Annotated in this window: 23 protein-coding genes; 6 read left to right on the forward strand and 17 right to left on the reverse strand. The window is 67.7% G+C overall.

The window, feature by feature from the left end:
• Positions 1-13: 13 nt before the first annotated feature.
• The 4 genes from ACEN9N_RS21275 to ACEN9N_RS21290 all read right to left on the reverse strand — a co-directional run bounded on the left by ACEN9N_RS21275 (position 14) and on the right by ACEN9N_RS21290 (position 3,655).
• On the reverse strand, positions 14-343 hold the full coding sequence (locus tag ACEN9N_RS21275) for a thioredoxin family protein (RefSeq protein WP_495654463.1): 330 nt from the start codon (positions 341-343) through the stop codon (positions 14-16).
• Between the two features lie 21 nt (positions 344-364).
• On the reverse strand, positions 365-1,057 hold the full coding sequence (locus tag ACEN9N_RS21280; RefSeq protein WP_413315554.1) for an HAD family hydrolase: 693 nt from the start codon (positions 1,055-1,057) through the stop codon (positions 365-367).
• Between the two features lie 53 nt (positions 1,058-1,110).
• Entirely contained in the window at positions 1,111-2,997 is a 1,887-nt protein-coding gene (thiC, locus tag ACEN9N_RS21285; RefSeq protein WP_007827808.1) for a phosphomethylpyrimidine synthase ThiC, read from the reverse strand.
• 223 nt (positions 2,998-3,220) lie between these two features.
• Positions 3,221-3,655: a YchJ family protein gene (locus tag ACEN9N_RS21290; RefSeq protein ID WP_007827801.1), complete on the reverse strand. Its 435-nt coding sequence runs from the start codon at positions 3,653-3,655 to the stop codon at positions 3,221-3,223.
• 340 nt (positions 3,656-3,995) lie between these two features.
• Between ACEN9N_RS21290 and ACEN9N_RS21295 the strand changes: the two genes are divergently transcribed.
• Positions 3,996-4,745, forward strand: coding sequence for a helix-turn-helix transcriptional regulator (locus tag ACEN9N_RS21295; protein ID WP_495654464.1), 750 nt, complete (start codon positions 3,996-3,998; stop codon positions 4,743-4,745).
• Between the two features lie 10 nt (positions 4,746-4,755).
• Here the strand turns inward: ACEN9N_RS21295 and iaaH are convergent, their stop codons facing one another.
• The 7 genes from iaaH to ACEN9N_RS21330 all read right to left on the reverse strand — a co-directional run bounded on the left by iaaH (position 4,756) and on the right by ACEN9N_RS21330 (position 13,185).
• A complete protein-coding gene (gene iaaH / locus ACEN9N_RS21300) occupies positions 4,756-6,276 on the reverse strand; it encodes an indoleacetamide hydrolase (RefSeq protein ID WP_495654465.1) in 1,521 nt (506 codons plus the stop codon).
• Positions 6,277-6,366: 90 nt separating this feature from the next.
• Positions 6,367-7,497 carry an acyl-CoA dehydrogenase family protein gene (locus tag ACEN9N_RS21305; protein WP_495654466.1) on the reverse strand — a complete coding sequence of 377 codons (1,131 nt, stop codon included), beginning with the start codon at positions 7,495-7,497 and terminating at the stop codon, positions 6,367-6,369.
• A 36-nt stretch (positions 7,498-7,533) separates the two neighbouring features.
• Positions 7,534-8,781, reverse strand: a complete 1,248-nt coding sequence (locus ACEN9N_RS21310) for a glutamate carboxypeptidase (protein ID WP_007838712.1) — start codon at positions 8,779-8,781, stop codon at positions 7,534-7,536.
• A gap of 88 nt (positions 8,782-8,869) precedes the next feature.
• Positions 8,870-10,054, reverse strand: coding sequence for an acetyl-CoA C-acyltransferase (locus ACEN9N_RS21315; RefSeq protein WP_495654467.1), 1,185 nt, complete (start codon positions 10,052-10,054; stop codon positions 8,870-8,872).
• A gap of 45 nt (positions 10,055-10,099) precedes the next feature.
• Positions 10,100-11,920 carry a bifunctional isocitrate dehydrogenase kinase/phosphatase gene (gene aceK, locus ACEN9N_RS21320; RefSeq protein ID WP_007836168.1) on the reverse strand — a complete coding sequence of 607 codons (1,821 nt, stop codon included), beginning with the start codon at positions 11,918-11,920 and terminating at the stop codon, positions 10,100-10,102.
• A 29-nt stretch (positions 11,921-11,949) separates the two neighbouring features.
• On the reverse strand, positions 11,950-12,738 hold the full coding sequence (can, locus tag ACEN9N_RS21325) for a carbonate dehydratase (protein WP_413315560.1): 789 nt from the start codon (positions 12,736-12,738) through the stop codon (positions 11,950-11,952).
• Positions 12,739-12,765: 27 nt separating this feature from the next.
• Positions 12,766-13,185: a MerR family transcriptional regulator gene (locus ACEN9N_RS21330; RefSeq protein WP_007836165.1), complete on the reverse strand. Its 420-nt coding sequence runs from the start codon at positions 13,183-13,185 to the stop codon at positions 12,766-12,768.
• A 107-nt stretch (positions 13,186-13,292) separates the two neighbouring features.
• On the opposite strand from ACEN9N_RS21330, the gene ACEN9N_RS21335 reads away from it, so the two are divergent.
• From ACEN9N_RS21335 to ACEN9N_RS21350, 4 genes are all read left to right on the forward strand, one after another.
• A complete protein-coding gene (locus ACEN9N_RS21335; protein WP_007836164.1) occupies positions 13,293-14,363 on the forward strand; it encodes an MBL fold metallo-hydrolase in 1,071 nt (356 codons plus the stop codon).
• Between the two features lie 9 nt (positions 14,364-14,372).
• Positions 14,373-15,677, forward strand: coding sequence for a leucine-rich repeat-containing protein kinase family protein (locus ACEN9N_RS21340; protein ID WP_495654468.1), 1,305 nt, complete (start codon positions 14,373-14,375; stop codon positions 15,675-15,677).
• Positions 15,674-16,594, forward strand: a complete 921-nt coding sequence (locus tag ACEN9N_RS21345; RefSeq protein WP_495654469.1) for a pseudouridine synthase — start codon at positions 15,674-15,676, stop codon at positions 16,592-16,594. The genes ACEN9N_RS21340 and ACEN9N_RS21345 overlap by 4 nt, the downstream gene beginning before the upstream one ends.
• A gap of 74 nt (positions 16,595-16,668) precedes the next feature.
• On the forward strand, positions 16,669-17,439 hold the full coding sequence (locus ACEN9N_RS21350) for an SDR family oxidoreductase (protein WP_056515878.1): 771 nt from the start codon (positions 16,669-16,671) through the stop codon (positions 17,437-17,439).
• 18 nt (positions 17,440-17,457) lie between these two features.
• Here the strand turns inward: ACEN9N_RS21350 and ACEN9N_RS21355 are convergent, their stop codons facing one another.
• The 6 genes from ACEN9N_RS21355 to glyQ form a co-directional block, all read right to left on the reverse strand.
• The gene (locus ACEN9N_RS21355) at positions 17,458-18,441 is read right to left on the reverse strand and encodes a M48 family metallopeptidase (protein ID WP_495654470.1); all 984 of its coding nucleotides are present in this window, start codon (positions 18,439-18,441) and stop codon (positions 17,458-17,460) included.
• A 17-nt stretch (positions 18,442-18,458) separates the two neighbouring features.
• Positions 18,459-19,226 (reverse strand): lysophospholipid acyltransferase family protein, encoded by a 768-nt coding sequence (locus tag ACEN9N_RS21360; RefSeq protein WP_007836158.1) that lies wholly within the window; start codon positions 19,224-19,226, stop codon positions 18,459-18,461.
• Positions 19,226-19,819: a D-glycero-beta-D-manno-heptose 1,7-bisphosphate 7-phosphatase gene (gmhB, locus tag ACEN9N_RS21365; RefSeq protein WP_413315565.1), complete on the reverse strand. Its 594-nt coding sequence runs from the start codon at positions 19,817-19,819 to the stop codon at positions 19,226-19,228. The genes ACEN9N_RS21360 and gmhB overlap by 1 nt, the downstream gene beginning before the upstream one ends.
• A gap of 22 nt (positions 19,820-19,841) precedes the next feature.
• Complete coding sequence (gene glyS, locus ACEN9N_RS21370; RefSeq protein WP_495654471.1) at positions 19,842-21,995, reverse strand: glycine--tRNA ligase subunit beta; 2,154 nt, start codon at positions 21,993-21,995, stop codon at positions 19,842-19,844.
• Between the two features lie 95 nt (positions 21,996-22,090).
• Complete coding sequence (locus ACEN9N_RS21375; RefSeq protein ID WP_495654472.1) at positions 22,091-22,642, reverse strand: metal-dependent hydrolase; 552 nt, start codon at positions 22,640-22,642, stop codon at positions 22,091-22,093.
• 18 nt (positions 22,643-22,660) lie between these two features.
• Complete coding sequence (glyQ, locus tag ACEN9N_RS21380) at positions 22,661-23,569, reverse strand: glycine--tRNA ligase subunit alpha (RefSeq protein WP_007836152.1); 909 nt, start codon at positions 23,567-23,569, stop codon at positions 22,661-22,663.
• A gap of 171 nt (positions 23,570-23,740) precedes the next feature.
• On the opposite strand from glyQ, the gene ACEN9N_RS21385 reads away from it, so the two are divergent.
• On the forward strand, positions 23,741-24,553 hold the full coding sequence (locus ACEN9N_RS21385; protein ID WP_495654473.1) for a phosphatase PAP2 family protein: 813 nt from the start codon (positions 23,741-23,743) through the stop codon (positions 24,551-24,553).
• The last annotated feature ends 31 nt before the right edge of the window (positions 24,554-24,584 follow it).

Below are 24,584 nucleotides of genomic sequence, written 5' to 3' on the forward strand. Positions count from 1 at the left end.
GCCCCTGCCGTGCTCAGGCGGCTGGGGCGTCGATCAGCGCGAGTGCGTCGGCAATCGACTGGCTGTCTTCCGGACGCACCAGCTTCGCGACTTCCTTGCCGTCACGCATGAACACCAGCGTGGGCCAGAGCCGCACGTTGAACGAGCGGCCCAGCGGGCGGCCGCTTCCGTCTTCCACCTTGATGCGGCGCACGCCCGGGTACTTGGCAAAGGCCTCGGCGATGTTCGGCTGCGCGGCCTTGCAGATGCCGCACCAGTTGGTGCCGAACTCGACCACGGCGGGGCCGCTGAGTGCATCGATTTCGCTGCGATCGGGCTGCTCGGTCTTGTATTCGGAATTCATGCCCTTCATTCCACCAGAAACTCAGGCCGCCTGCAGGCCATAGCCCGAAAGCAGCGCCGGCAGTTCGGCCATGTCGCTGAACACCTTGACCGCGCCCACGCTCAGCAACGGGCCGGGGCCGCTGTGGCCCGATTCGCCCGTGCTGTAGCCGAACACCGTGGCACCGGCGGCCACGCCCGCCATCGCACCGGTGACGGTGTCTTCGACGATGGCGCAGCGCTTCGGATCGACCCCGAGGGCTTCAGCGGCGGCGAGGTAGACATCGGGATGCGGCTTGGAGCGCGGCATCTCGTGGCCGCTGAAGATGCGGCCCTCGAAACAGTCGAGCAGGCCGACCTTGGCCAGCTGCAGCTCGACCTTGTGGCGGTCGGCACCCGAGGCACAGGCAATGCGGCCCTTGAGCCTCGCATGGATGTCCCGGATGGCCGCAGGGGCGTTGGGTATCGCCGTGAGAGTGCGTTCGAGGGCTTCGTTGCGACGCGCCCGGAACGCCTTCAGCCACTCGGCGGTGATGGCGAAGCCCGTCTTCGATTCGATGAGGGCGGCTTCGTCCTTCACGGCCTTGCCGGTGAAGGTGTTCATCGACTCTTCGGTGGTGATGTGCCAACCGAGCTCGCCGAGCATTTCTGCGAGCACGCGGTTGGTGATGGGTTCGGAATCGACGAGAACGCCGTCGCAGTCGAAGAGAACTGCGGAGAAGGGGAAGGGGGTCATTGCGCTGCAGGGTTCGGGGGAGTTCCCCATGGTAGCAACGACCCCGGGCGCGCTCAGGCCGCCGGCTTGATCGGGATGTAGATTTCGCCCCCGCCCGCCATGAATTCCCTGGACTTCTGCTCCATCCCGTCGGCCAGGGCCTCGGCCTCGGCCACGCCCTTCTTCGCGGCGTACTCTCGGACCTCCTGCGTGATCTTCATCGAGCAGAACTTCGGGCCGCACATCGAGCAGAAGTGAGCGACCTTGCTGGAGTCCTTCGGCAGCGTCTCGTCATGGAATTCGCGCGCCGTGTCCGGATCGAGGCCCAGGTTGAACTGGTCCTGCCAGCGGAACTCGAAGCGCGCCTTGCTCAGCGCGTCGTCGCGCGAGCGTGCGCCCGGATGGCCCTTTGCCACGTCGGCCGCATGCGCGGCGATCTTGTACGCAATGATCCCCTGCTTCACGTCGTCGCGGTCGGGCAGCCCCAGGTGTTCCTTGGGCGTCACGTAGCAAAGCATCGCGGTGCCGGCCCAGCCGATCATCGCGGCGCCGATGGCGCTCGAGATGTGGTCGTAGCCCGGCGCGATGTCGATGGTCAGCGGGCCGAGCGTATAGAACGGCGCCTCGTGGCAGTGCTTGATCTGCTCGTCCATGTTGGCCTGGATCATGTGCATCGGCACGTGGCCCGGGCCTTCGATCATGGTCTGCACGTCGTGCTTCCATGCGACCTGCGTGAGCTCGCCCAGCGTACGCAGCTCGGCGAACTGCGCTTCGTCGTTGGCATCGGCGCCCGAGCCCGGCCGCAGTCCGTCGCCCAGCGAGAAGCTCACGTCGTACGCCTTCATGATGTCGCAGATGTCCTCGAAGCGCTCGTACAGGAAGCTCTCCTTGTGGTGCGCGATGCACCACTTGGCCATGATCGAACCGCCGCGCGAGACGATGCCGGTCATGCGGTCGGCCGTCAGGTGGATGAACGGCAGCCGCACGCCCGCGTGGATGGTGAAGTAGTCGATGCCCTGCTCCGCCTGCTCGATCAGCGTGTCGCGGAAGATCTCCCAGGTCAGGTCCTCGGCCACGCCGCCCACCTTCTCGAGCGCCTGGTAGATCGGCACGGTGCCGATGGGCACCGGCGAGTTGCGCACGATCCAGTCGCGCGTGGTGTGGATGTTCTTGCCGGTCGAAAGATCCATCACGTTGTCGGCGCCCCAGCGGATCGCCCACACGAGCTTCTCGACCTCTTCCTCGATGCTCGACGTGACGGCGGAGTTGCCGATGTTGGCGTTGATCTTGACCTTGAAGTTGCGGCCGATGGCCATCGGCTCGACTTCGGGGTGGTTGATGTTGGCCGGAATGATGGCGCGGCCGCGCGCCACCTCGTCGCGCACGAACTCGGGCGTGATGATGCGCGGAATCTGCGCGCCCATCGGGTTGCCGGCGACGCGCTTCGCGCGCGCCTCGTTGGCGAGGTACTCGGCCATCCACTCGCGCTTGCCGTTCTCGCGCAATGCCACGTATTCCATCTCGGGCGTGACGATGCCGCGGCGCGCGTAGTGCATCTGCGTGACATTGGCACCCGACTTGGCGCGGCGCGGCGTGCGCTGCAATGCGGAAGCTCCAGCGCGCAGTTCGGCCAGGCGCTGGGCGTCGTGGTCATGCGCATGCTTCAGGCCTTCGTCGAGCGCCTGGTGCGAACGGCCTTCGTAGATCTCGGTGTCGTTGCGCTCGGCGATCCATGCATCGCGCACGCCAGGCAGGCCGCGGCGCACGTCGATCTCGACCTTGGCATCGGTGTACGGGCCGGAGGTGTCGTAGAGCGACACGGTCTCGCCGTTGGTCAGCAGCACGTCTCGCACGGGCACGTTCAGGTCGGGCCGGCTGCCCGGGATCAGGCACTTGTGCGACGCGGGAAAGGGCTCGCGCGTGAGCGAAAGCAGCGAGGTGAACTTGTCGGGGGCATTCATGGCAGGCACTCCTTGTTGAGGAAAGGGTGCTCCGCAATCGCTCGGTGGGCTTTGGAGAAACCCGTCACGGAAGGGGGAGTGACGGACCGAAGCCAGGGAGTGCAGCTCTTCTTACGCCGGTATGACCCGGATCAAGTTCGCGGGTCGGCTGCTTTGCCATCTCAGCACGCCACATGCGTACACCCCGGAGCGGGGCCGATTGTGCGGGCCTGCGCCCGGCGCGTCAACCCAGGGGCTGCTGCAGGTCGCCGTCCAGGTAGTACCAGCGCCCGTCCTCGCGCACGAAGCGGCTGCGCTCGTGCAGGCGCGTGGCGGCGCCCGTGGCCGCGCTGCGCTGGCGCGCGACGAATTCGATCTCGGCATGGTCCGCGTCGAGCACCGAGCGCGAGCGGATGTCCAGCCCCAGCCATTTGACGCCCGGCTCGAACTCGATCGAGGCCGGCCGCTTCGACGCATGCCAGGTGGCGAGCAGGTAGTCGCCGCGCTCCAGCACGAAGGCCGAATAGCGCGAGCGCATCAGCGATTCGGCGTCGGGCGCGGGCGTATTCTGGAAATCGTCGAGGTAGCGGCCGCAGCACAGGGCGTAGCCGATGGGCTTGTCGCGGCGGTCGGTGCGGCCGCAGGGGCAAGGTCCGGTGGTGGGATCGATGGCGCTCATGGAGACCGCTATTGGAACACCTCGCGGCCCGGGTGCCGACAGGGCAAGCCCCGAAACGGGTCGATCGGGCGCGTTTGCTCTGCCGCGCGGGGTTCCTGCGGGCATTCACCCTTGGCGCGGCGCTTGCTGGACGCTAGGGTCTGTCATCAATCAAACGCCCTCGCGGGGTTCCCTCCGGGCTGGCCCCGCCATACGGCGTCTGCTTTATCGGCCGGCTTGCCCATGGGTGGCCATGGGCCGCGCCGCCCTCCGCACATCCACCGCATGGCGGGGCCAGCGCGAGGGCGTTTGATTGATGACAGACCCTAGCGTTGCAACGACCCCATCGAGAAAACCGGCGATGTACCTCACAGGCACTGAACAGCACGCCCTGCGCGGCGTTTTCGCGCTGCTGGCGGAAGACGACCACGGCGAGCGGGAGATTCGCGAGCATCTGGGCCGGGCCCTGCTCAACCTGCTGCACGCGGACCAGTTCGCCTCCTTCGTGTGGGATGCCGGGAGCGGCAGCTTCGGCGCGCGCGTGGCGCTGCACATGGACCCTGCCAACCTCGACCGCTACGCGCAATGGCATCAGCACCACGACCCGATCACCTTCGTGCTGCAGTCGCGCCGCCGCGCCACGCGCGTGACGGAGGTGATGCCGCAGCGCGAACTGATGCGCACCCCCTTCTTCAACGACTTTCTCGCGCGCGACGGGCTGCACTGGGGCATGAACCTGCACGCCTTCGAGGGCGGGCGCGCACTGGGCGACCTGCGCATCTGGCGCCGCAAGGGCCGCGGCGATTTCGGCGATCACGAGAAGGCGCTGCTGGACCTGATCGAGCCGGCGTTCGCGGGCGCCCTGCAACGGGCGCAGCGCGCGGCGGCTTCGGCCGCGGCAGTGCCCGCGCCCGCCGCATGGACTTTGCTCAGCGCACGCGAGCAGGAAGTGGCCCGCTGCGTGCGCGAAGGGCTCACCGACAAGGAGATCGCGCGTCGCCTCGCAGTGGGCGTGCCGACCGTGCGGACCTACCTGCGGCGCATCTTCGACAAGCTGGGCATCGAGCGCCGCTCGGCGCTGGCAGGCTGGGTGGCGCCGCCCGCGCGCTGACCCGGCGCGCTTACTTCGGCGCCGGCAGGCGGCCCAGTACTTTTTCCACCGCGAGGCCCACGGCCAGCAGCCTGCGGTCGCTGCCGGCCGGCCCGTCCAGCTCCAGGCCCACGGGCAGGCCGCTGGTGGCGCCAAGGCCGGAGGGCAGCTGCACGCCCGGAATGCCGGCGTTGCTGCCGGGGTCGGTGTTTCGGATCAGCGCGCCGAAGTTCTCGGGGCTGCTGGCTTCGGGCGCCGCGGCCAGCGCCACGCCGGGCACCGTCGGGAACACCAGCGCATCGAGCCTGTGCTTCGCGAAGGTGTCGCGGTAGAGCTTGCGCAGCGCGGGGCGAGCGACGTGCATCGCGTGCTCGTAGGCCGGCCTGGCGTCGACCACGCCGCTGGCGGCGGGCAGCTTGCGCGGGACAACGAAGGCCTCGAAGGTGCCCTTGACGTCGGGGCTCGCAATGCCGGCCGTGAGCTGCGCGATGTCGATGCCCGTGCGGTACTTCGCGAGGTAGGCCGCCATGTCGTCGTACGCCTCGTAGAGCGCGAGCGGGAAGCCGACCGCGCCGTTGAGCTCCATCAGCCCCGGCATGTCCACGTCCACCAGCGTGGCGCCGGCCGCGCGCAGTTTCGCGAAAGCGGCGTCGGTGGCGGCGCGCGTGTCGGTGTCGAGGCCGGCCTGGAAGGCGGGCACCACGCCGAGCCGCACCCGCTTCAGATCGGCCGGCTTCAGCGGAGCGCCGCCGGCAATGATGCTGTCGAGCAGCGCCACGTCGGCCATCGATTGCGCCATCGGCCCTGCGGTGTCGCGCGTGTGCGAGATCGGCGCAATGCCTTGCTGCGGATAGCGCCCCACCGTGGGGCGCAGCGACGCGCAGCCGTTGAACGCACACGGAATGCGCACCGACCCGCCCGTGTCGGTGCCCAGCGCGGCCGGCGCCATGCGCGCGCCCAGCGCGGCGCCATTGCCCGACGACGAGCCGCCCGCGATGCGGCTCGGGTCGTAGGCATTGCGCACGCCCACCTCGGGGCCGGTCTGGAACGCGGGGTTGTAGCCGGTGACGCCGAAGGCCAGCTCGTGCATGTTCGTCTTGCCGAGCACGACGGCGCCGGCCGCGCGCAGCCTGGCGACCACCGGCGCGTCGGCGGTCGGCACGAAACCCTTGAGTGCGGGCGTGCCGGCTGTCGCGGGCAGGCCCCGCACCTGGATGTTGTCTTTGATGGCCACCGGCAGCCCGGCCAGCGGCGTGCACGCGCCGCCGCGCTTGCGCAGTGCATCGGCGGCGCGCGCGGCTGCCAGGGCGCCGGCTTCGTCGAGCGTGACGAAGGCGTTGAGGTTCGCCTTGGCCTTGGCCTGCGCGAGGTAGGCCGACACCAATTGCTCGCTGGTGACGGCGCCGGCGCACAACTGCCGCACGGCTTCGGTCGCGGTCAGCGTGGCGATATCGGGGACGGCAGGCTGGGCATTGGCGCAGGGGCCGAGCGCAGCGGCGAGCGGCAATGCCGCAAGCCATGCGGCGCGGGAGACGGGGGTGGCAGAAGTCATGGCAAGGCACTCCGTGAAAGAGGCAGCCATGGTGCGCTGGCGCGGGGCGCCTGTCTGTCATCCAAACCGATGACAGACAGGCGGCGTCGCTCACGCGAGTGCGCGTTGGATCAACAGCTTCTGGATGTCCGACGTACCTTCGTAGATCTGGCACACGCGCACGTCGCGGTAGATGCGCTCCAGCGGAAAGTCGTTCACGTAGCCGTAGCCGCCCAGCGTCTGGATGGCGGCGCTGCATACACGCTCGGCCATCTCGCTCGCGAACAGCTTGGCCATGGCGGCTTCCTTCAGGCACGGGCGCCCGGCGTCGCGCAGGCTGGCGGCATGCCAGATCAGCTGGCGCGCGGCTTCGAGCTGCGTGGCGCATTCGGCCAGGCGAAAGCCCACGGCCTGCTGGTCGAAGATCGAGCCGCCGAAGGCCTGGCGCTCCTTGGCATAGGCCAGCGCCACGTCGAAGGCGCTGCGCGCCATGCCCACGCTCTGCGCGGCAATGCCGATGCGCCCGCCCTCCAGCGCGCCGAGCGCGATCTTGTAGCCCTCGCCTTCGGCGCCGATCAGGTTCTCGGCCGGAATGCGGCAGCCGTCGAAGTTGATCTGCGCGGTGTCGCTGCTGTGCTGGCCCAGCTTGTCTTCGAGCCGCGTGGCAGCGTAGCCGGGGGTGTCGGTCGGCACGATGAAAGCGCTCATGCCGCGCTTGCCCGCGCCCTTGTCGGTCACGGCGATGACGATCGCCACCTGGCCGTTCTTGCCGCTGGTGATGAACTGCTTCACGCCGTCGATCACGTAGGCATCGCCTTCCTTGCGCGCCGTGGTGCGCAGGCTCGATGCATCGCTGCCGGCCTGCGGCTCGGTGAGGCAGAAGGCGCCGAGCATCTGCCCTTGCGCCAGCGGTTCGAGCCATTTTTTCTTCTGCTGCGCGTTGCCGTAGCGCATGAGGATGGCGTTGACGGGGCAGTTGGTCACGCTGATGGCGGTGCTGGTGCCGCCGTCGCCGGCCGCGATCTCTTCGAGCACCAGCGCGAGCGTGAGGTAGTCGAGGCCGGCGCCGCCATTCTCCTCAGGTACGCAGATGCCGTAGGCGCCCAGCGCGGCGAGGCCCTGGTGCGCCTCCTTCGGAAAGCTGTGCTCGCGGTCCCACTTGGGCGCGTTGGGCCAGAGTTCGGCTTGCGAGAAGTCGCGCACCGCGTCGCGGATGGCTTCCTGGTCGGGGCTGAGCAGCATGGCGTTGTCTCCTGTCTGTCTTTTTTCGAGTCGTGCTTACTTGCCGGCGCCCAGGTCCATGATCAGGCGCGCCGCCATGTACAGGCGGCGCGGAATGGCACTGATGTCCACGTACTCGGCCTTGTCGCTGTGGTAGCCGAAGCCCGGCAGGCCCAGGCTCTCGATCACCGGCTTGCCCGACAGCGCCGCATAGGCCGCGTCCGTGCCGCCGCCGGTGCGCTCTTCCACGCCGAGGTTGCCGCCGGCCTCCTTGTAGAAGCCCACAGCCTTGTCGACCAGTTTCTTGCCGCCTTCGCCCGCGTTGAAGGCCGGACGGCCGCGCGTGACGACCACCTTGACGTCGGCCTCGGGCAGCTTCTTCTGCTGCGCGCGCTCTTCCAGCGTCTTCATGGCGGCGTCGAAGTCTTCGTTGCGCGCATAGCGCACGTCGGCGTTCAGCGTGGCGCTGGCCGGGATGATGTTCGACACGTTGCCGGCCTTGGCGATGGTCCAGTTGAAGCGCAGGTTCTTCGCCTTGTCGTCGATGTTCATGGTGCGCAGCACGAGGTCGGAGGCCTCGACCAGCGCGTTCACGCCCATCTCGGGCGCGCCTCCCGCATGCGAGGCCTTGCCGGTGATGTTGACCTGCACGTAGGCGATGCCCGAGGTGCCCAGCGAGAGTTTCTCGTCGCCGGCACTGGCGGGCTCGAAGGACAGCACGTAGTCGGCCAGCTTGGCTTCTTCCTGGATCAGGTCGCGCGAGCCGAAGGAGCCCTTTTCCTCGTCGGTGTTGAACAGCACGGTGATGGTGCCGTAATCGCGCACGCCGTAGTCCTTCAGCAGCTTGAGCGTGTGCAGGATGACGGCGTTGCCGCCCTTGTCGTCGGCGATGCCGGGGCCGTAGGCCTTGTCGCCTTCGATCTTGAACGGCGCCTTCGCGAGCGTGCCCTTCAGGTACACGGTGTCCATGTGCGACATCAGCAGCAGGTTCTTGCCGCCGCGGCCCTTGATCTTGCCGACGATGTTGTCGCCCACCACGAGGCCGGCCGACTTGCTGCGCGTGACCGTGAAGCCCAGATTCTTGAGTTCGCCCTCGAGGTAGTTGCCGGCGGCGGCGATGCCTTCGGCGTCACCGGTGCCGGTCTCGATGTTGACGAGCTTTTCCAGCGTCTTGATCACCGCAGGCTGCTCGTCGGTGGCGGCCTGGAACAGCACGTTGTCGCGCTTCTGCGCCCAGGCGGCGCTCGCCACGAAAGCGGTGGCCAGCACGGCGGCAATGGCGGTACGGTGGATGGATGGGCGCATGAAATCTCCTGCTCTACGCATTGTTTGAAGTATCCGAACGAAAAAGCCGGCAAGCGCCCGTCCCCCGGGCGCTTGCCGGCCGTTGCTCTTATAGCAATTCGAGTGCCACGGCGGTGCCTTCACCGCCGCCGATGCACAGCGTGGCCACGCCGCGCTTCTTGCCGCGCGCCTTCAGCGCATGGATCAGCGTGACCATGATGCGCGCGCCGCTGGCGCCGATCGGGTGGCCCAGCGCGCAGGCGCCGCCGTTCACGTTGACGATCTCGTGCGACACGTCGAGTTCGTGCATCAGCGCCATCGGCACCACGGCGAAGGCTTCGTTCACCTCCCACAGGTCGACGTCCTTCACGGTCCAGCCGGTCTTCTTGAACAGCTTGGCGACGGCGCCCACGGGCGCGGTGGAGAACCATTCGGGCTGCTGGGCGTGCGTGGCATGGCCGACGAGGCGGGCGATGGGCTTGGCGCCGATCTTCTTCGCATGCGACTCGGTCATCATCACCAGCGCGGCCGCGCCGTCGTTGATCGACGAGCTCGACGCGGCAGTGATGGTGCCGTTCTCCTTCTTGAACGCGGGCTTGAGGGTGGGGATCTTGTCGAGCTTGACCTTGCCGGGGCCTTCGTCGATCGAAACGACGGTGTCGCCGCCGCGGCCCTTGACCGTGACGGGCACGATCTCGTCCTTGAAGAGACCGGTGTCGGTGGCCTTCTTGGCGCGCTCGACGCTTGCGATGGCAAACGCATCCTGCTGCTCGCGCGTGAACTTGTACTTGGCGGCGCAGTCTTCGCCGAAGGTGCCCATCGAGCGGCCCGGCTGGTAGGCGTCTTCGAGGCCGTCGAGCATCATGTGGTCGAAGATGCGGTCGTGGCCCATGCGGTAGCCGCCGCGGCCCTTGAGCATGAGGTAGGGCGCGTTGGTCATGCTTTCCATGCCGCCCGCCACCATCACATCGTGCGTGCCCGCCAGCAGCAGGTCGTGCGCGAGCATCGCGGCCTTCATGGCCGAGCCGCACATCTTGCTGAGCGTGACGGCGCCCGCGCTGTCGGGCAGGCCGCCCTTGTAGGCTGCCTGGCGCGCCGGCGCCTGGCCTTGGCCGGCCATCAGGCAGTTGCCGAACAGCACTTCGCCCACGCTGTCGGGCGCGATGCCGGCGCGCTCGACGGCGGCCTTGATGGCCACGCCGCCGAGGTCGTGCGCGGAGAGGGACGAGAAGTCGCCCTGGAAGCTCCCCATGGGAGTGCGGGCGGCGCCGACGATGACGATGGATTCGGACATGGAGGTCTCCTTCAGGGATGTGAAAGCGGAATCAAAAACGATCGGTCAAAAATGCGTCGCGTGCCCCTCGTGCTGGAAGCGTTGCGACTCTTCGTACGGAAACACGTCGAGCATCTGCCCGGCCTGGATGCGTTCCTTGTGGTGCTGCCAGAAGGCGGCGTCGAGCAGGTCGGCGTGGTGCGCCATGAAGGCGGCGCGCACGTCGTCGTTGCCGAGCAGGAAGGGCTCGAAGGTTTCGGGGAACACGTCCTTCGGACCCACGGAGTACCAGACCTCGCCGCTCATCTCGTCCTCCTCGTTGCGCGGTGTGGGCACCTTGCGGAACTTGCAGTCGGTGACGTATTCGATCTCGTCGTAGTCGTAGAACACGACCTTGCCGCCGCGCGTGACGCCGAAGTTCTTCCACAGCATGTCGCCCGGAAAGATGTTGGCGGCGACCATGTCCTTGATGGCGTTGCCGTACTCGACCACCGCGCGCTCGAGCTGGTCCTTCGCGCGCTTGGCATGTGCCGGGCTCTCGGGGCTGGCCAGCGTGTCGAAGGCTTCCTGCAGGTAGATATTCAGCGGGATCATGCGCCGCTCGATGTAGACGTGCTTGAGCACGACCTCCATTTCCCCGTTGCTGTCGCGGTCGCCGAGCTCGAGCTGGCTGGGCGCGAACTTCCTGATCTCCTCGATCAGCTCGGGCTCGAAGCGGTCGAGCGGGAAACCCACGTCGCTGTACTCCAGCGTGTCGGCCATGCGGCCCACGCGGTCGTGCTGCTTCACGAGCAGGTACTTGCCCTTGATCTGCTCGCGCGTGGTGTCCTTCTGCGGCGGATAGAAGTCCTTGATGACCTTGAACACGAACGGGAACGACGGCAGGTCGAACACCAGCATGACCATGCCCTTGATGCCGGGCGCAATGCGGAAGCGGTCGCTCGAATAGTTCAGGTGCGAGAGGAAGTCGCGGTAGAACAGCGTCTTGCCCTGCTTGGCGAGGCCGAGCGCGTTGTAGATTTCGGCGCGCGGCTTGCGCGGCATGAGCGAGCGCAAAAACTGCACCCAGGCCGAGGGCACTTCCATGTCGACCATGAAATAGGCGCGTGCAAAGCTGAACAGCATCTGCATGTCGTCCTCGCCGAACAGCGCCGCGTCGATGTAGAACTTGCCGTGGCTGTCGTGCAGGATCGGCAGCGAGAACGCAATCTCGGTGAAGCCGTTCATGATCTTTCCGACCACGTACGCGCCCTTGTTGCGAAAGAACAGGCCCGACAGCACCTGCAGCTGGAAGTTGGCGCGCAGCTTGACCTGGTGGAAGCGGTTGAGGATGACGTGCGCCACGCGCTGCGCATCGCGCCGCTTGTTGGCATAGCTGCCGAGCAGCGCGAAGTCGTCGAGCATCTGCTCGATGGTGTCGGCCAGCGTGTCGGGCTTGGGGTAGTACGGGCGGTAGGTGGGCGCACCGCGCGGCTCGATGTACTCGGTGCTGATGGCCGGGCGCACGAAGATGAAGTCGTTCTGGAAGTACGCGCGGTGCAGGATCTTCGTGGTCACCGAGTTGAAGAAGGTCTCGGCCAGCTCGGGCTGGTGATGGTCCACCAGCAGGCCGATGTAGTGCAGCTTGACCTGGTGCCATACGTCCATCGGCTGTTCGCCGGCCTTGAACTCCTTTTCGAGCCGGGCCACGGCCTCGCTCACGCGCAGGTCGTAGAACTCGATGCGTTCGCGCTGTGCGCGCTGCTGGCCGTGCCAGTCGGCGGTTTCGAAACGGTGCTTGGCGCGTGCCGATTCGGCGCGGAACAACCGGTAGTGCCGGTTGAAGCCGTCCATCATCGCCTTCGCGATGTCATAGGCCAGCGGCGAGTCGAGGCGCTGCGGAAACATGGCGACGCGAGCCGATGGAGGACGGCCGCTCAGGCCGCGGCGGGGTCGGCCGTGCCGTTGGCCTCGGGCTGCGGCGTCATGGCCTGCGCCTCCTGCACCGCCTGGTTCACCTGCGTGCCTTGCAGCGTCAGCGACTGGATCACTTCGCCGGGCTTGCTCCACTTGTAGCGGATGCGCTGCACCGCGGCCTTGTAGACCGCATCGAGCGGCTTGGCGCCGTCGACGCTCAGGCCGAGGTCCTGCAGCAGGCCATCGTGCACGCCGAAGGTCCAGCCGTGGATGCGGACCTTCTGGCCGCGCGCCCAGGCGTCGACCATGACGGTGCTGACGGCCACGTTGACCACCTGCTCGGCGACGTTGAGTTCGCACAGCGCGTCGACGCGCGCATCTTCGGGCAGGCTCTCGAGCATCACGGCGTGGCGGTCGCGCACGTCCTGGATGTGGCGGATCCAGTTGTCGGCCAGGCCGATGCGCGCACCGCTGAGTGCGGCCTTCACGCCGGCGCAGCCGTAGTGGCCCACGACCATGATGTGCTCGACCTTCAGGTGCTCGACCGCGAACTGGATCGCCGAGAGCGCGTTGAGGTCGGAGTGCACCACGATGTTGGCCACGTTGCGGTGCACGAACACTTCGCCCGGCTCCAGGCCGGTGATCTGGTTGGCTGGCACGCGGCTGTCGGAGCAGCCGATCCACATGTAGCGCGGCGTCTGCTGCTTGACCAGGCTGGTGAAGAAACCGGGCCGGTCGCGCTCCATCTGCGCGGACCAGGCACGGTTGTGGGCAAAGAGGTCGTCGAGGTTATCGGTGTTGTCGGGCATAGTCGGCTATTGTCGATGAGTCGTGTTTCAGGCCTTGGCTTCCGCGGACTTGGCTGCCTTGTTCGCCTTTTGTGCCTTGGCCAGGGTGGCCCGTCCCTTTTTCTCGTGCTCCCGCACCTCCGCGAGGTTGGCCTGCAATTCGGTCAGCTGCGCTTCGAGCTGGGCCCGGTGGGTGCCCAGCACGCCAAGGAATCTTTCCAGCTGCGGCACGGTGTCTCGCGGGCTGTCGTACATGTCGAGGATTTCCTTCGCCTCCGTCAGGCTCAGGCCGAGGCGCTTGGCGCGCAGCGTGAGCGTGAGCCGCGCGCGGTCGCGCGCGCTGTACACGCGCTGCAGGCCGGCGCGCTCGGGCGTGAGCAGGCCCATGTCCTCGTAGAAGCGGATGGCCCGCGTCGTGAGGTCGAACTCCTTCGCGAGCTGGCTGATGGTGAAAGTTTGCGCAGGCATGGCGGCGGTGGTGGCGAAAGGGCGTTACGGGGGCGACAGCAGGTTTGCGCGGCGATCCCTACAATGGTGCCATCAACCCATGACGTTTACGTAAACGTCAATCTTACATGAACCTCCTCGAACGTGAACTCCACTACCCCCTCGGCGACACGCTCCCCGAGCCCGGCGAAGCCCTGGAAGTGGCGCCCGGCGTGCGCTGGATCCGCATGCGGCTGCCCTTTGCGCTCGACCACATCAACCTCTGGCTGCTGCGCGACAGCCTCGACGGCGTCGAGGGCTGGACAGTGGTCGACTGCTGCATCGCGCACGACGAAGCGCGCGCGCAGTGGGAGCAGATTTTCGAAACGCAGCTGCAGGGCATGCCGATCCTGCGCGTCATCGTCACCCACATGCACCCCGACCACATCGGCCTGGCCGAGTGGCTCTGCTCGCGCTGGAACGCGCCTCTATGGATCAGTTCCACCGACTACCACGTGGCCCGCGTGCTCAGCACCAATGGCGACACCCTGGCGGGCGGCGATGCGGCCGCGGCCTTCTTCGGCTCGCACGGCCTGACCGACGCCGAGTCGCTCGCCAAGATCCGCGCGCGCACCAACTACTACGCGAACATGGTGCCCTCGGTGCCCGACCGCTTCGTTCGCATGCTCGACGGCGACGACGTCGTGATCGGCGGTCACGCCTGGCGCTGCATCAGCGGCTACGGACATGCGCCCGAGCACATCGCGCTGTACTGCGACGAACTCAAGCTTCTGCTGGGCGGCGACATGATGCTGCCGCGCATTTCCACCAACGTGAGCGTGCACGCGGGCGAGCCCGAGGCGAACTCGCTGCGCCTGTTTCTCGACAGCATCGACAAGTTCAAGGCACTGCCGGCCGACACGCTGGGCCTGCCCTCGCACGGCAAGCCGTTCCGCGGCATCCACCGCCGCGTCGACCAGCTGCAGGAGCACCACCGCGACCGGCTGGCCGAATTGCTCGAAGCCTGCACGGCGCGTGCCCTGACCGCCGCCGAAGGCCTGCCGATCCTGTTCAAGCGCGAACTCGACCTGCACCAGATGACCTTCGCCATGGGCGAAACGGTGGCCCACCTGCACCTGCTGTGGTTCGCCGGCCAGGTGAAGCGCGAACTCGGCAAAGACGGCATCTATCGCTTCGGACCCAAGGCCGCGACGGCTTAGACTCGCCGGATGGACACGCTGGCTCAGCTGCGCGCGGGCCGGCTGGCAGGCGCAAGAAGAATCGATCTCTCGAGCGGACTCACCGAGTTCCCGCGAGAGGTCTTCGCACTCGCCGATTCGCTCGAGGTGCTGAACCTGTCGGGCAATGCGCTCGACACGCTGCCCGACGACCTCCATCGCCTTCACAAGCTGCGCGTGCTGTTCTGTTCGGACAACCGGTTCACCACGCTGCCTGAAGCCATCGGCCAGTGCCATGGCCTCGACATCGTCGGCTTCAAGGCCAACCGGATCCGCACCGTGCCGTCGGCCTCGCTGCCGTCCTCGCTGCGGTGGCTGATCCTCACGGACAACCAGATCGAAGAACTGCCCGGCTCGCTCGGCAATTGCACGCGGATGCAGAAGCTGATGCTCGCGGGCAACCGCCTGCGCGCGCTGCCGCCGTCGATGGCCGGCCTCGGGCAGCTCGAACTGCTGCGCATCCCGGCCAACCGCTTCGAGACGCTGCCCGCATGGCTGCCTTCGCTGCCGCGCCTGTCGTGGCTCGCCTGCGCGGGCAACCCCTTCGATACGCAGGCCGAGGACGCGGCGATCACCGCGCAGTCGGTGCCGCACATCGACTGGCGTGAACTGGCGCTGGGCAGGAAGCTCGGTGAAGGCGCATCGGGCGTGATCCATCGAGCCACCCTCGGCGCATCGCAGCAGGTCGCGGTCAAGCTTTTCAAGGGCGCGGTCACCAGCGACGGCTGGCCGCACAGCGAGATGGCCGCCTGCATCGCCGCCGGCGCGCATCCCACGCTGATCGCCGCGCAGAGCCGCATCGACGGCCACCCCGAAGGCATCGAAGGCCTGGTGATGGCGCTGGTCGATCCATCGTTCGCCACGCTCGCCGGGCCGCCGAGCCTTGCGTCGTGTACGCGCGATGTCTATGCCGAAGAAGCGCGGTGGACATCCGCCGTGGCGCTGCGCATCGCACGCGACATCGCGTCGGCCATGCAGCACCTGCATGCGCAAGGAATTCTTCACGGCGATCTCTATGCGCACAACATCCTCTGGCATCCGGAAGATGGCGGCCGACTCGGTGACTTCGGTGCGGCGTGGATGACGGGTGCGCTCGATTCGGCGCAGGCGCGTGCGTTCCAAGGCCTGGAGATGCGTGCCTTCGGCTGCCTGCTGGAAGAGCTGCTCGAACGCTGCAACGACGCACCGCCGCAGGCCGTGGCGACGTTGAAAGACCGCTGCCTGCAGCCCGACGCGGCGTCGCGGCCTTCGTTCGCCGAAGCCCTGTCCGTGCTGCGGCGAGCACTGCCGCAATGACCCGGCGCCGACCGCCCCAATTGCCGCTGCCCACGCGCGACGGCGTCGGACCGAGCTGTGTGGGCCTGGTCCACGGCCCCTGGCCGACCATTACCGAATTCCTGATCGAGCGCTTTCCCGCGATCACGCGCGAGGCCTGGCTCGAACGCATCGAGGCGAACGACGTCATCGACGAGCACGGCGTGCCCGTGACGGTGGCGCGCCGTTATCAATCGCCGCTGCGCGTGTACTACTACCGCACGCTCGACAACGAAGCGCGCATCCCGTTCGAAGAGCAGGTCGTGTTCCGGGACGACGAACTGCTGGTGGTCGACAAGCCCCCCTTCGTACCCGTCACGCCCACCGGCAAGTACCTGCAGGAGAGCCTGCTGGTGCGGCTCAAGCGCAAGCTGGCGCTCGACGACCTCGTGCCGCTGCACCGCATCGACCGCAGCACCTCGGGGCTGGTGCTGTTCTCGGTGCGGCCCGCCACGCGCGGCGCCTATCAGCAGTTGTTTCCGGAGCGCCGCATCGCCAAGCACTACGAGGCCGTGGTGCCGTGGTACGAAGGCGTATCGTCGGTGCCCGCCACCTACCGCAGCCGGCTGGTCGACGACCACCACTTCATGCGCGTGCGCGAAGAACCCGGCGAGCCCAACTCCGAAACCCGCATCGAGGTGCAAGAGGTGCGCGACGGCCACGCGCTGCTGAAGCTCTCGCCCGTGACGGGCCGAAAGCACCAATTGCGCGTGCACTGCATGGCGCTGGGCATGCCGATCGTGAACGATCCGATCTATCCCGTGCTGCTGCCCGAAGGCGCCGACGACTTCGGCAAGCCCTTGCAGCTGCTGGCCAGGTCGGTCGCGTTCCTCGACCCGGTGAGCGGCGACCTGCGCAGCTTCACGAGCCCCCGAAGCCTGACGCTGACACCGAGGTGACGCCCGCGGGGCGCGGCGCGCACTAAGCTCGTTTCCTGGACCGATCGCTCATTCATTCAGGAGACACCCGCACCATGGACACCACCCAACTCTTCTCGCTGAAGGGCCGCACGGCGCTGATCACCGGCGGCTCGCGCGGCATCGGCCGCATGATCGCCGAGGGCTACCTGGCCCAGGGCGCGCGCGTGTACATCTCGGCGCGCAAGGCCGCGGCCTGCGACCAGACGGCGAAGGAGCTGTCGGCGTTCGGGCATTGCGTGTCGCTGCCGGCGGACGTGTCGACGCTCGAGGGCGCGCAGGCGCTGGTCGATGCCTATGCGAAGCACGAAGGCTCGCTGGACATCCTGGTGAACAACGCCGGGGCCGCCTGGGGCGCGCCATATGAAGAGTTTCCCGAGAGCGGCTGGGACAAGGTGGTGGACCTGAACCTGAAGACGCCGTTCTTCCTGACGAAGGCGTTGACGCCGATGCTGAAGAAGGCGGCCACGGATCACCTGGCGAAGGTGATCAACATCGCATCGATCGACGGGATTTCCGTGAATCCGCAGGAGACGTACTCGTATGCGGCGAGCAAGGCGGGGCTGATCCAGCTGACGCGCCGCATGGCGTTGCGGCTGGCACAGGACCGCATCGCGGTGAGTGCGATTGCACCCGGCGCATTCGCCTCCGACATGAACAAGGACGCTCGCGACCACGGGGACGAGGTCAAGGGCCGCATCCCCGCGGGGCGCATCGGTACACCGGAAGACATGGCGGGCGCGGCCATCTACCTTGCCTCTCGGGCTGGGGACTATGTGATGGGGTCGACGCTGGTGGTGGACGGGGGCGTTACGCACGCGCGCTGAGCGCGCCCGAGAAATGCCTCAGGACCAGCGGGGAACCGCTTCGTCCTTGAGCTGCTGGCGCAGCAGGTCGTAGTCAGGCATCACGCTCCCGACCGTTTCCCAGAAGCGGTGCGAATGGTCCATCACGCGCAGGTGGGCCAGTTCGTGCGCGACCACATAGTCGATCACGGGCATGCGGAAATGAATGAGCCGCCAGTTGAGCCGGATCGACCCGTCCGCGCTTGCGCTGCCCCAGCGCGTGGCCGCGTTCGACAGCGACAGCTTCTGCCAGCGCACACCGAGCAGCGGCGCGAAATGATCGAGCCGCTCGATGAACAGGCGCCGCGCCTGCCGCATGAGCCAGGCCTGTGCCGCATCGCGGATCTGCGAAGGCGCAGCGTTCTGCGCCACCGCCAGCCGCAGGATGCGCGGCCCCGTGCCGTCACCGGCATCGAGCGTGCCGCCGACGCTGGCGAAGCCGTGCTTCGGGTCGAGCTGGATCACCACCGGCTCGCCGAGGAACGGAAACCCGGCCCCATCCCTCCACTCGATGCGCGTGGCTTCGACGCGCGCATGACGCTGCTGCGTTTCAGCGAGCTTGCGCAGGATCCAGTCGGACTTCTCGTGGATGGCCACATCGACATCGCGCAGCGCCACCCATCGCGGCGCGCGCACCGACAGGCCTTCGGCACCGACGAGAAAGCCGATGGTCTTGCGCTTGCCGCGCTTGAATTCGTAGGCCACGCGCGCAGAGCCGAGCACCACCTCGCGGGTGGCTTGAGGGTGCGCGAAATTCGCGAGCGCCAGCGTCTCGGCAAGCGGAACCGCCGGCGGCGAGGGCACGGCGTGTTCATCGTCCGGCGCCGAAGGCGCCACGGAGGGAGGAGCAAGAAGAGTCGCCGGCGGTGCCGCAGGCTTCGGCTTCTTCGCCCTGCGCGGCCGCGCCGGGACGGGTGCCGGCGACGCGAACTCGCTGCCAAGCCCTTCGAACAGGTCCATCGTGAACTGAAGCAGTCGCCCCATGCCAGGCTCTCTGTTCCTCAGCTCACCGCTTCTTGCGCAGACTGCGGGCTGTCGACATAAGCCTCGGGATCGAGGCGGCGCATCTCGGCCTCGATCCAGGCCTCGACCTCGCGCATCAGCTCGTCGGGCTTGCGGCCCACGCTCGAAATGGCCGGGCCGATGGACACGTCGACCACGCCCGGGCGCTTGATGAAGGCCTTGCGCGGCCACACCTTGGCCGACGTCACCGCAACGGGAATCACCGGTACGCCGGTCTCGCAGGCGAGCCGCGTGCCGCCGCTCTTGTAGGTGCCCTTCTGCCCGCGCGGGATGCGCGTGCCCTCGGGGAACATGATGATCCAGATGCCCTGCGCGAGCAGCTTGCGGCCCTGGTTCACCACCTTGTTGAAGGCCTGCGCGCGCTGGCTGCGGTCGATGTGGATCATGTCCAGCCGCGCCATCGCCCAGCCGAAGAAGGGCACGTAGATCAGCTCCTTCTTGAACACGTAGGCCAGCGGATGCGGCATCAGCGTGGGCATCAGGAAGGTCTCGAGCGTGGACTGGTGCTTCACCAGCAGCACTGCGCCCGCGAGCTTGTCGGTCGGCAGGTTTTCCATGCCGCTCACGCGGGTCTTGATGCCCAGCAGCACGCGCGCGCCGCCGATGGCCCAGCCGAGCCAGCGCTCCGCCATCCAGTAGAGCGGAATGCCGCGCTTCCACAGCGAGCTGACGCACATGATGATGCCCCAGGGGATCACGGTGACGAGCATCCACAACGCGTGGAGAACGGAACGAAAAAACGCCATCAGACAGTCACCTGCAGTGCAGCCCGCGCTTCGCGCGCAAGCAAAAAATCAACAAAAGCGGCGAGATCGTCGTGGACCAACGTGTTCGCCGGATATTCGGAAGGCAGCGGATCGATGCCGCGGCAGGCCGCCCCCATGCCCGTGAGCAGCAGGTGCGGCTCGCAACCGGCGGCCGCGCCCGCCTGCAGGTCGCGCAGGCTGTCGCCGCAGGTCGGGATGCCCTTGAGGTCGATGCCGTAGCGGTCGCCGATCTGCAGGAACAGGCCCGGCTTGGGCTTGCGGCAGTCGCAGTCCTCGTCGGGGCTGTGCGGGCAATAGAACACCGCATCGACCTTGCCGCCCACCGCCGCGAGCATCTTGTGCATCTTGGCGTGCATCGCATTGAGCGAGGCCATGTCGAACAGGCCGCGGCCCAGGCCCGACTGGTTGGATGCCACCACCACGTGCCAGCCCGCATGGTTGAGCCGCGCCACAGCCTCGAGCGCACCAGGCAGCGGCGTCCACTCGATGTCGCTCTTCACGAAGTCTTCGCGGTGCACGTTGATCGTGCCGTTGCGGTCGAGGATGACGAGTTTCATGGCGGTGCCGCCCATGGTGGTGTTGCCGTAGGAATGTTCAGACGGCCAGCCGCTCGAGCTGCGCCACCCGGTTCATCGCGGCGTGCAGCGACATCAGCAGGCCGAGCCGGTTCAGGCGCAGGTCGGCCTGTTCGGCGTTGACCATCACGCCGTCGAAGAAGGCGTCGACCGGCTCGCGCAGCGCGGCCAGCGTCTGCAGCGAGGCGGTGTAGTCGCCGGCCTCGAATTGCGCGTTGGCGGCGGGCACGACCTGCGCCATGGCCGCATGCAGCGCCTTCTCGGCCGGTTCGTGCAGCAGCAGTTCGCTGACGTGCGCGTCGGCCTCTGGGGCCTTCTTGAGGATATTGCCGATGCGCTTGTTCGCGGCCGCCAGCGCGGCGGCGGCCGGCAGGGCGGCGAAGGCGCGCACGGCGGCCAGCAGCTTGGGCACTTCGCCCAGGCGCTGCGGGCGCGGTGCCAGCACGGCTTCGACTTCCTGCGCGCTGGCGCCCTGCTCGCGCAGGGAACCGGCGAGCCGGTCGTAGATGAAATCGACGACCTGGCTCACGTCTTCCGCGGCCTTGTGCAGCGGGAACTGCCCCGTCTTGCCGATGGCGTCGTCCAGCACGGTGCGCGCGGCGCTCACCAGCTTGCTCAGATCGAGCGGCAGGTCTTTCTCGACCAGCATGCGGATCACGCCCAGCGCATGGCGGCGCAGCGCGAAGGGGTCGCGGTCGCCGGTGGGCAGGTTGCCGATGCCAAACATGCCGACCAGCGTCTCGAGCTTGTCGGCCAGCGCGACCACGAGGCCCACGCTGTTGCGCGGCAGCTCGTCGCCTGCGAAGCGCGGCTTGTAGTGGTCTTCGATGGCGTCGGCCACCGAGGCGTCCAGGCCGTCGTGCAGCGCATAGTAGCGGCCCATGATGCCCTGCAGCTCGGGGAACTCGCCGACCATGTCGGTCACGAGATCGGCCTTGGCGAGTTGAGCGGCCTGCGTGGCGTGCGCGGCCAGCGATACATCGCCGAGCTTCTCTGCGATGCCGCGCGCGATGTGCATCACGCGCTGCACGCGCTCGCCCTGCGTGCCAAGCTTGTTGTGGTAGACCACCTTGCCCAGCGACTCGACCCGCGAGGCCAGCGACTTCTTGCGGTCCTGGTCGAAGAAGAATTTGGCGTCGGCCAGGCGCGGGCGCACGACGCGCTCGTTGCCTTCGACGACCGCGCTCGCATCGTCGGGGCTGATGTTGCTGACCACCAGGAACTTGTTGGTGAGCTTGCTCGACGCATCGAGCAGCGGAAAGTATTTCTGGTTGGCCTTCATCGTGAGGATCAGGCATTCCTGCGGCACTTCGAGGAACTCGCGCTCGAAGCTGCAGACCAGCACGTTGGGGCGCTCGACCAGCGCGGTCACTTCGTCGAGCAGCGCGTCGTCGTGGATGGGCACCGAGCCGCCGCCGACCTCCACTGCCGCCGCGGCCAGCTGGCGCGCGATTTCGGCGCGGCGCGCCTCGAAGCTCGCGATGACGGCGCCGTCTTCCTGCATCTGCAGCGCATAGCTGTTGGCATCGCGCAGCACGACCGGATCGACCGCCGCCTCGAAGCGATGGCCGTGCGTCTCGCGGCCGGCCTTCAGGCCCAGCGCCTCGATGGCCACCACGGTGTCGCCGTGCAGCGCGACGAGGCCGTGCGCCGGTCGCACGAAGCTCACGCTGGTCCAGCCGGGCAGCTCGCTGCCTTCTTCGAGCTGGTAGCTCATGACCTTGGGAATCGGCAACCTGGCAATGGCTTCGGCCAGCGCCTTCTGCAGGCCTTCGGCCAGCGTGGCGCCCTTGGCGGTGCTTTCGTAGAACAGGGCTTCGGCCTTGCCGTCCATGGCGCGCTTCAGGCCGGGCACGGCGGAAGCATCGGCGCCCAATGCGCCCAGGCGCTTGAGCAGCGCGGGCGTGGGCTGGCCCGAAGCATCGAGGCCCACGGCCACGGGCATGAGCTTTTGCGACACGGCCTTGTCGGCGGCGCGCTCGGCCACGTGCGTGAGGTGCGCAGCCAGGCGGCGCGGCGAGGCATAGGCAGTGAGCACGGCGCCGGATGCGGCGAGCCCTTGCGCCACGAGCTGGTCGCGCAGCACGCCGGCAAAGGCATCACCGAGCTTCTTCAGCGCCTTGGGCGGCAATTCCTCGACAAACAGTTCGACAAGAAGGCTGGCAGACGACATGGCTCAGAGCGTTGTTGGAAATGGGCCGCGAACGGCACCGGTCACGGGCACGCAGCGAAGCGGCACCGTGGAGGGGAAAGAAGAAAAGACCGAATTCATGCGGCAACGGCGCCGTGGCGCCGCTCCACGGATCGACGCGCAACCAGCGCGAGCACCGCGGCCGCCAGCAGCGGCGCCCACACGGTGGCCATCTCGTTGAACAGCACCTGCGCACCGCGCGGCGAGAAGAACTTTTTCAGGGCGATCGGCGACACCTCGATGGGCCGCCATGGACTGAAATAGCGCACGTCGCTGAACGGCCAGAAGAAGGCGATGCCGATGCCGCCGTTGGTCAGCATGTCCAGCAGCGGATGCGACACGGTGCACAGCGCAATCCACGCCCAGCCCGCCGCCCGGCGCATGCCCCAGCGCGGCGCGAGCCACCAGCCCGCAAGGCCCAGCAGCAGCGCGAACACCAGCGTGTGCGTGAAGCCGCGGTGGCCCGCCATGCCGCCGTAGGCGATGCCGAGCTTGAAGGCCAGGCCGTCGAAGTCGGGCGCGATGGACGCCAGCATGCCCGCGAGCAGCGCCGGCACCGGCACGCGCCGCGCGCCCAGCGCAATGGCTGCGCAGACAGGTACGGCGACGTGGGTGAAGACGGTGGGCATCGGGCGTGCTGTGGTGTATCAGGCCGGCTTCCTGGGCGGCATCTGCGCGACCCATTCGCGCGGCGCCATCGGGAAACCAAGGCGCTCGCGGCTGTCGTAGTAGCTCTGCGCCACGCTGCGCGCGAGGTTGCGGATGCGGCCGATGTAAGCCGCGCGCTCCGTCACGCTGATGGCGCCGCGCGCGTCCAGCAGGTTGAAGCTGTGCGCAGCCTTGAGCACCTGCTCGTAGGCCGGCAGCGCGAGCTGCTCGGTCATGAGGTTCTTGGCCTGCTTCTCGTGCGCGGCGAAGGCGGTGAACAGGAACTCGGCGTCGCTGTGCTCGAAGTTGTAGGTCGACTGCTCGACCTCGTTCTGCTTGTAGACGTCGCCATAGCTGAGACCATCCGTCCACGTGAGGTTGTAGACGTTGTCCACGCCCTGCAGGTACATCGCCAGGCGCTCCAGGCCGTAGGTGATTTCGCCGGTGATGGGCTTGCAGTCGATGCCGCCGACCTGCTGGAAGTAGGTGAACTGCGTCACCTCCATGCCGTTGAGCCACACCTCCCAGCCCAGGCCCCAGGCGCCGAGCGTGGGGTTCTCCCAGTCGTCTTCCACGAAGCGGATGTCGTTCTTCTTCAGGTCGAAGCCCAGCGCTTCGAGACTGCCCAGGTAGAGCTCGAGGATGTTGCTGGGCGCCGGCTTGAGCACCACCTGGTACTGGTAGTAGTGCTGCAGTCGGTTGGGGTTCTCGCCGTAGCGGCCGTCCTTGGGGCGGCGGCTGGGCTGCACGTAGGCGGCCTTCCAGGGTTCGGGGCCGAGCGCGCGCAGGAAGGTGGCGGTGTGCGAGGTGCCCGCGCCCACTTCCATGTCGTACGGTTGCAGCAGCGCGCAGCCCTTGTCGGCCCAGTACGACTGCAGTTTGAGAATGATTTGTTGGAAGGTCAGCATGGCTCTGCGTGAAGGCGGCCGCCCGGCGGGAGAAGGACCCGCGGCGCAACGAACCGGCTATTTTACGAGGCAGTGGGCGGTCAGGAACGGCCCGCTATGCTCGACCTCCCCTTTGAAACCCCTGCCGACACGCCGTGATTCGCCTGCGCCTGCCGTCCGCCCGCCCCGCCCATGTCCGTTGAAGATGCCGCATTGATCGCCCTGGGAGAGCGCCTCGGCGCCCAGGCCTGGCCCGGATTCCTGGTTCTTCTGGTGATGCTGACCGTGGCCGCCGGCCTCGCGGCGTGGGGCTTCGAGCACCTGCGGCGCCGGCATGCGGCACAGCCCGAACCGGGCGCCGGACTGCTGTTCGGCGGGCTGACCATTGGCGCGGCGTCTGTGATCGCGCTGGCTTGGCTGTTCGCCGAAGTGGCGGAAGGCCTCGGCGACGGTCGGCCCATGGGCCTGCTGGACGAGACGATCAGCCGTGCCGTGGGCGCGCACACGCCGCCGGTCGTGAGGGAGGCGTTCTCATGGCTCACCCACATGGCCGACCCGATCGTCGCGGTGCTGGTGTGCGCCGGCGTGGCGGTGGCGCTGTGGCTTCGCGGGCACCGCGGTTTCGCGGCTGGCTGGGTCGCGGCCATCGCCGGCAACGGGGTGCTGAACCACGTGCTCAAGCTCATCTTCGAGCGCGCTCGGCCGGTGCACGACTTCGGCTTCGCGCAGGTGTCGGGCTATTCCTTTCCGAGCGGCCACAGCTCGGGCTCGATGGTGCTCTACGGCATGCTGGGCTACTTGGGGCTGCGCATGCTGCCGCCGCGCTGGCGGGTGCCGTCGGTGATGGCGGCAACGGCGGTGGTGGTCACCGTGGCCTGCAGCCGCATCTTCGTGCGGGCTCACTTCCCTAGCGACGTGCTCGCGGGGCTGTGCTCGGGCGGTGCCTGGCTGGCGATCTGCATCGCGAGCATCGAGTACGCACGGCACCATCGCGGCAAGCAATAGAGGAGCTGGCGGAGGCGGCCGCCGCCGGGCC

The sequence above is a fragment of the Variovorax sp. Varisp46 genome, assembly GCF_059491885.1.

What these genes read in the sequence shown, in the direction of transcription:
- thiC (WP_007827808.1), bottom strand. Translation starts at nt 2,997, where the DNA reads ATGAATGCCCCCGACAAGTTCACCTCGCTGCTTTCGCTCACGCGCGAG.
- ACEN9N_RS21360 (WP_007836158.1), bottom strand. Translation starts at nt 19,226, where the DNA reads ATGGCGTTTTTTCGTTCCGTTCTCCACGCGTTGTGGATGCTCGTCACC.
- ACEN9N_RS21350 (WP_056515878.1), top strand. Translation starts at nt 16,669, where the DNA reads ATGGACACCACCCAACTCTTCTCGCTGAAGGGCCGCACGGCGCTGATC.
- ACEN9N_RS21315 (WP_495654467.1), bottom strand. Translation starts at nt 10,054, where the DNA reads ATGTCCGAATCCATCGTCATCGTCGGCGCCGCCCGCACTCCCATGGGG.
- ACEN9N_RS21355 (WP_495654470.1), bottom strand. Translation starts at nt 18,441, where the DNA reads ATGGGGCGACTGCTTCAGTTCACGATGGACCTGTTCGAAGGGCTTGGC.
- ACEN9N_RS21375 (WP_495654472.1), bottom strand. Translation starts at nt 22,642, where the DNA reads ATGCCCACCGTCTTCACCCACGTCGCCGTACCTGTCTGCGCAGCCATT.
- ACEN9N_RS21280 (WP_413315554.1), bottom strand. Translation starts at nt 1,057, where the DNA reads ATGACCCCCTTCCCCTTCTCCGCAGTTCTCTTCGACTGCGACGGCGTT.
- gmhB (WP_413315565.1), bottom strand. Translation starts at nt 19,819, where the DNA reads ATGGGCGGCACCGCCATGAAACTCGTCATCCTCGACCGCAACGGCACG.
- ACEN9N_RS21310 (WP_007838712.1), bottom strand. Translation starts at nt 8,781, where the DNA reads ATGCGCCCATCCATCCACCGTACCGCCATTGCCGCCGTGCTGGCCACC.
- aceK (WP_007836168.1), bottom strand. Translation starts at nt 11,920, where the DNA reads ATGTTTCCGCAGCGCCTCGACTCGCCGCTGGCCTATGACATCGCGAAG.
- ACEN9N_RS21340 (WP_495654468.1), top strand. Translation starts at nt 14,373, where the DNA reads ATGGACACGCTGGCTCAGCTGCGCGCGGGCCGGCTGGCAGGCGCAAGA.
- ACEN9N_RS21335 (WP_007836164.1), top strand. Translation starts at nt 13,293, where the DNA reads ATGAACCTCCTCGAACGTGAACTCCACTACCCCCTCGGCGACACGCTC.
- ACEN9N_RS21295 (WP_495654464.1), top strand. Translation starts at nt 3,996, where the DNA reads ATGTACCTCACAGGCACTGAACAGCACGCCCTGCGCGGCGTTTTCGCG.
- glyQ (WP_007836152.1), bottom strand. Translation starts at nt 23,569, where the DNA reads ATGCTGACCTTCCAACAAATCATTCTCAAACTGCAGTCGTACTGGGCC.
- iaaH (WP_495654465.1), bottom strand. Translation starts at nt 6,276, where the DNA reads ATGACTTCTGCCACCCCCGTCTCCCGCGCCGCATGGCTTGCGGCATTG.
- ACEN9N_RS21305 (WP_495654466.1), bottom strand. Translation starts at nt 7,497, where the DNA reads ATGCTGCTCAGCCCCGACCAGGAAGCCATCCGCGACGCGGTGCGCGAC.
- ACEN9N_RS21290 (WP_007827801.1), bottom strand. Translation starts at nt 3,655, where the DNA reads ATGAGCGCCATCGATCCCACCACCGGACCTTGCCCCTGCGGCCGCACC.
- glyS (WP_495654471.1), bottom strand. Translation starts at nt 21,995, where the DNA reads ATGTCGTCTGCCAGCCTTCTTGTCGAACTGTTTGTCGAGGAATTGCCG.
- ACEN9N_RS21345 (WP_495654469.1), top strand. Translation starts at nt 15,674, where the DNA reads ATGACCCGGCGCCGACCGCCCCAATTGCCGCTGCCCACGCGCGACGGC.
- can (WP_413315560.1), bottom strand. Translation starts at nt 12,738, where the DNA reads ATGCCCGACAACACCGATAACCTCGACGACCTCTTTGCCCACAACCGT.
- ACEN9N_RS21275 (WP_495654463.1), bottom strand. Translation starts at nt 343, where the DNA reads ATGAATTCCGAATACAAGACCGAGCAGCCCGATCGCAGCGAAATCGAT.
- ACEN9N_RS21330 (WP_007836165.1), bottom strand. Translation starts at nt 13,185, where the DNA reads ATGCCTGCGCAAACTTTCACCATCAGCCAGCTCGCGAAGGAGTTCGAC.
- ACEN9N_RS21385 (WP_495654473.1), top strand. Translation starts at nt 23,741, where the DNA reads ATGTCCGTTGAAGATGCCGCATTGATCGCCCTGGGAGAGCGCCTCGGC.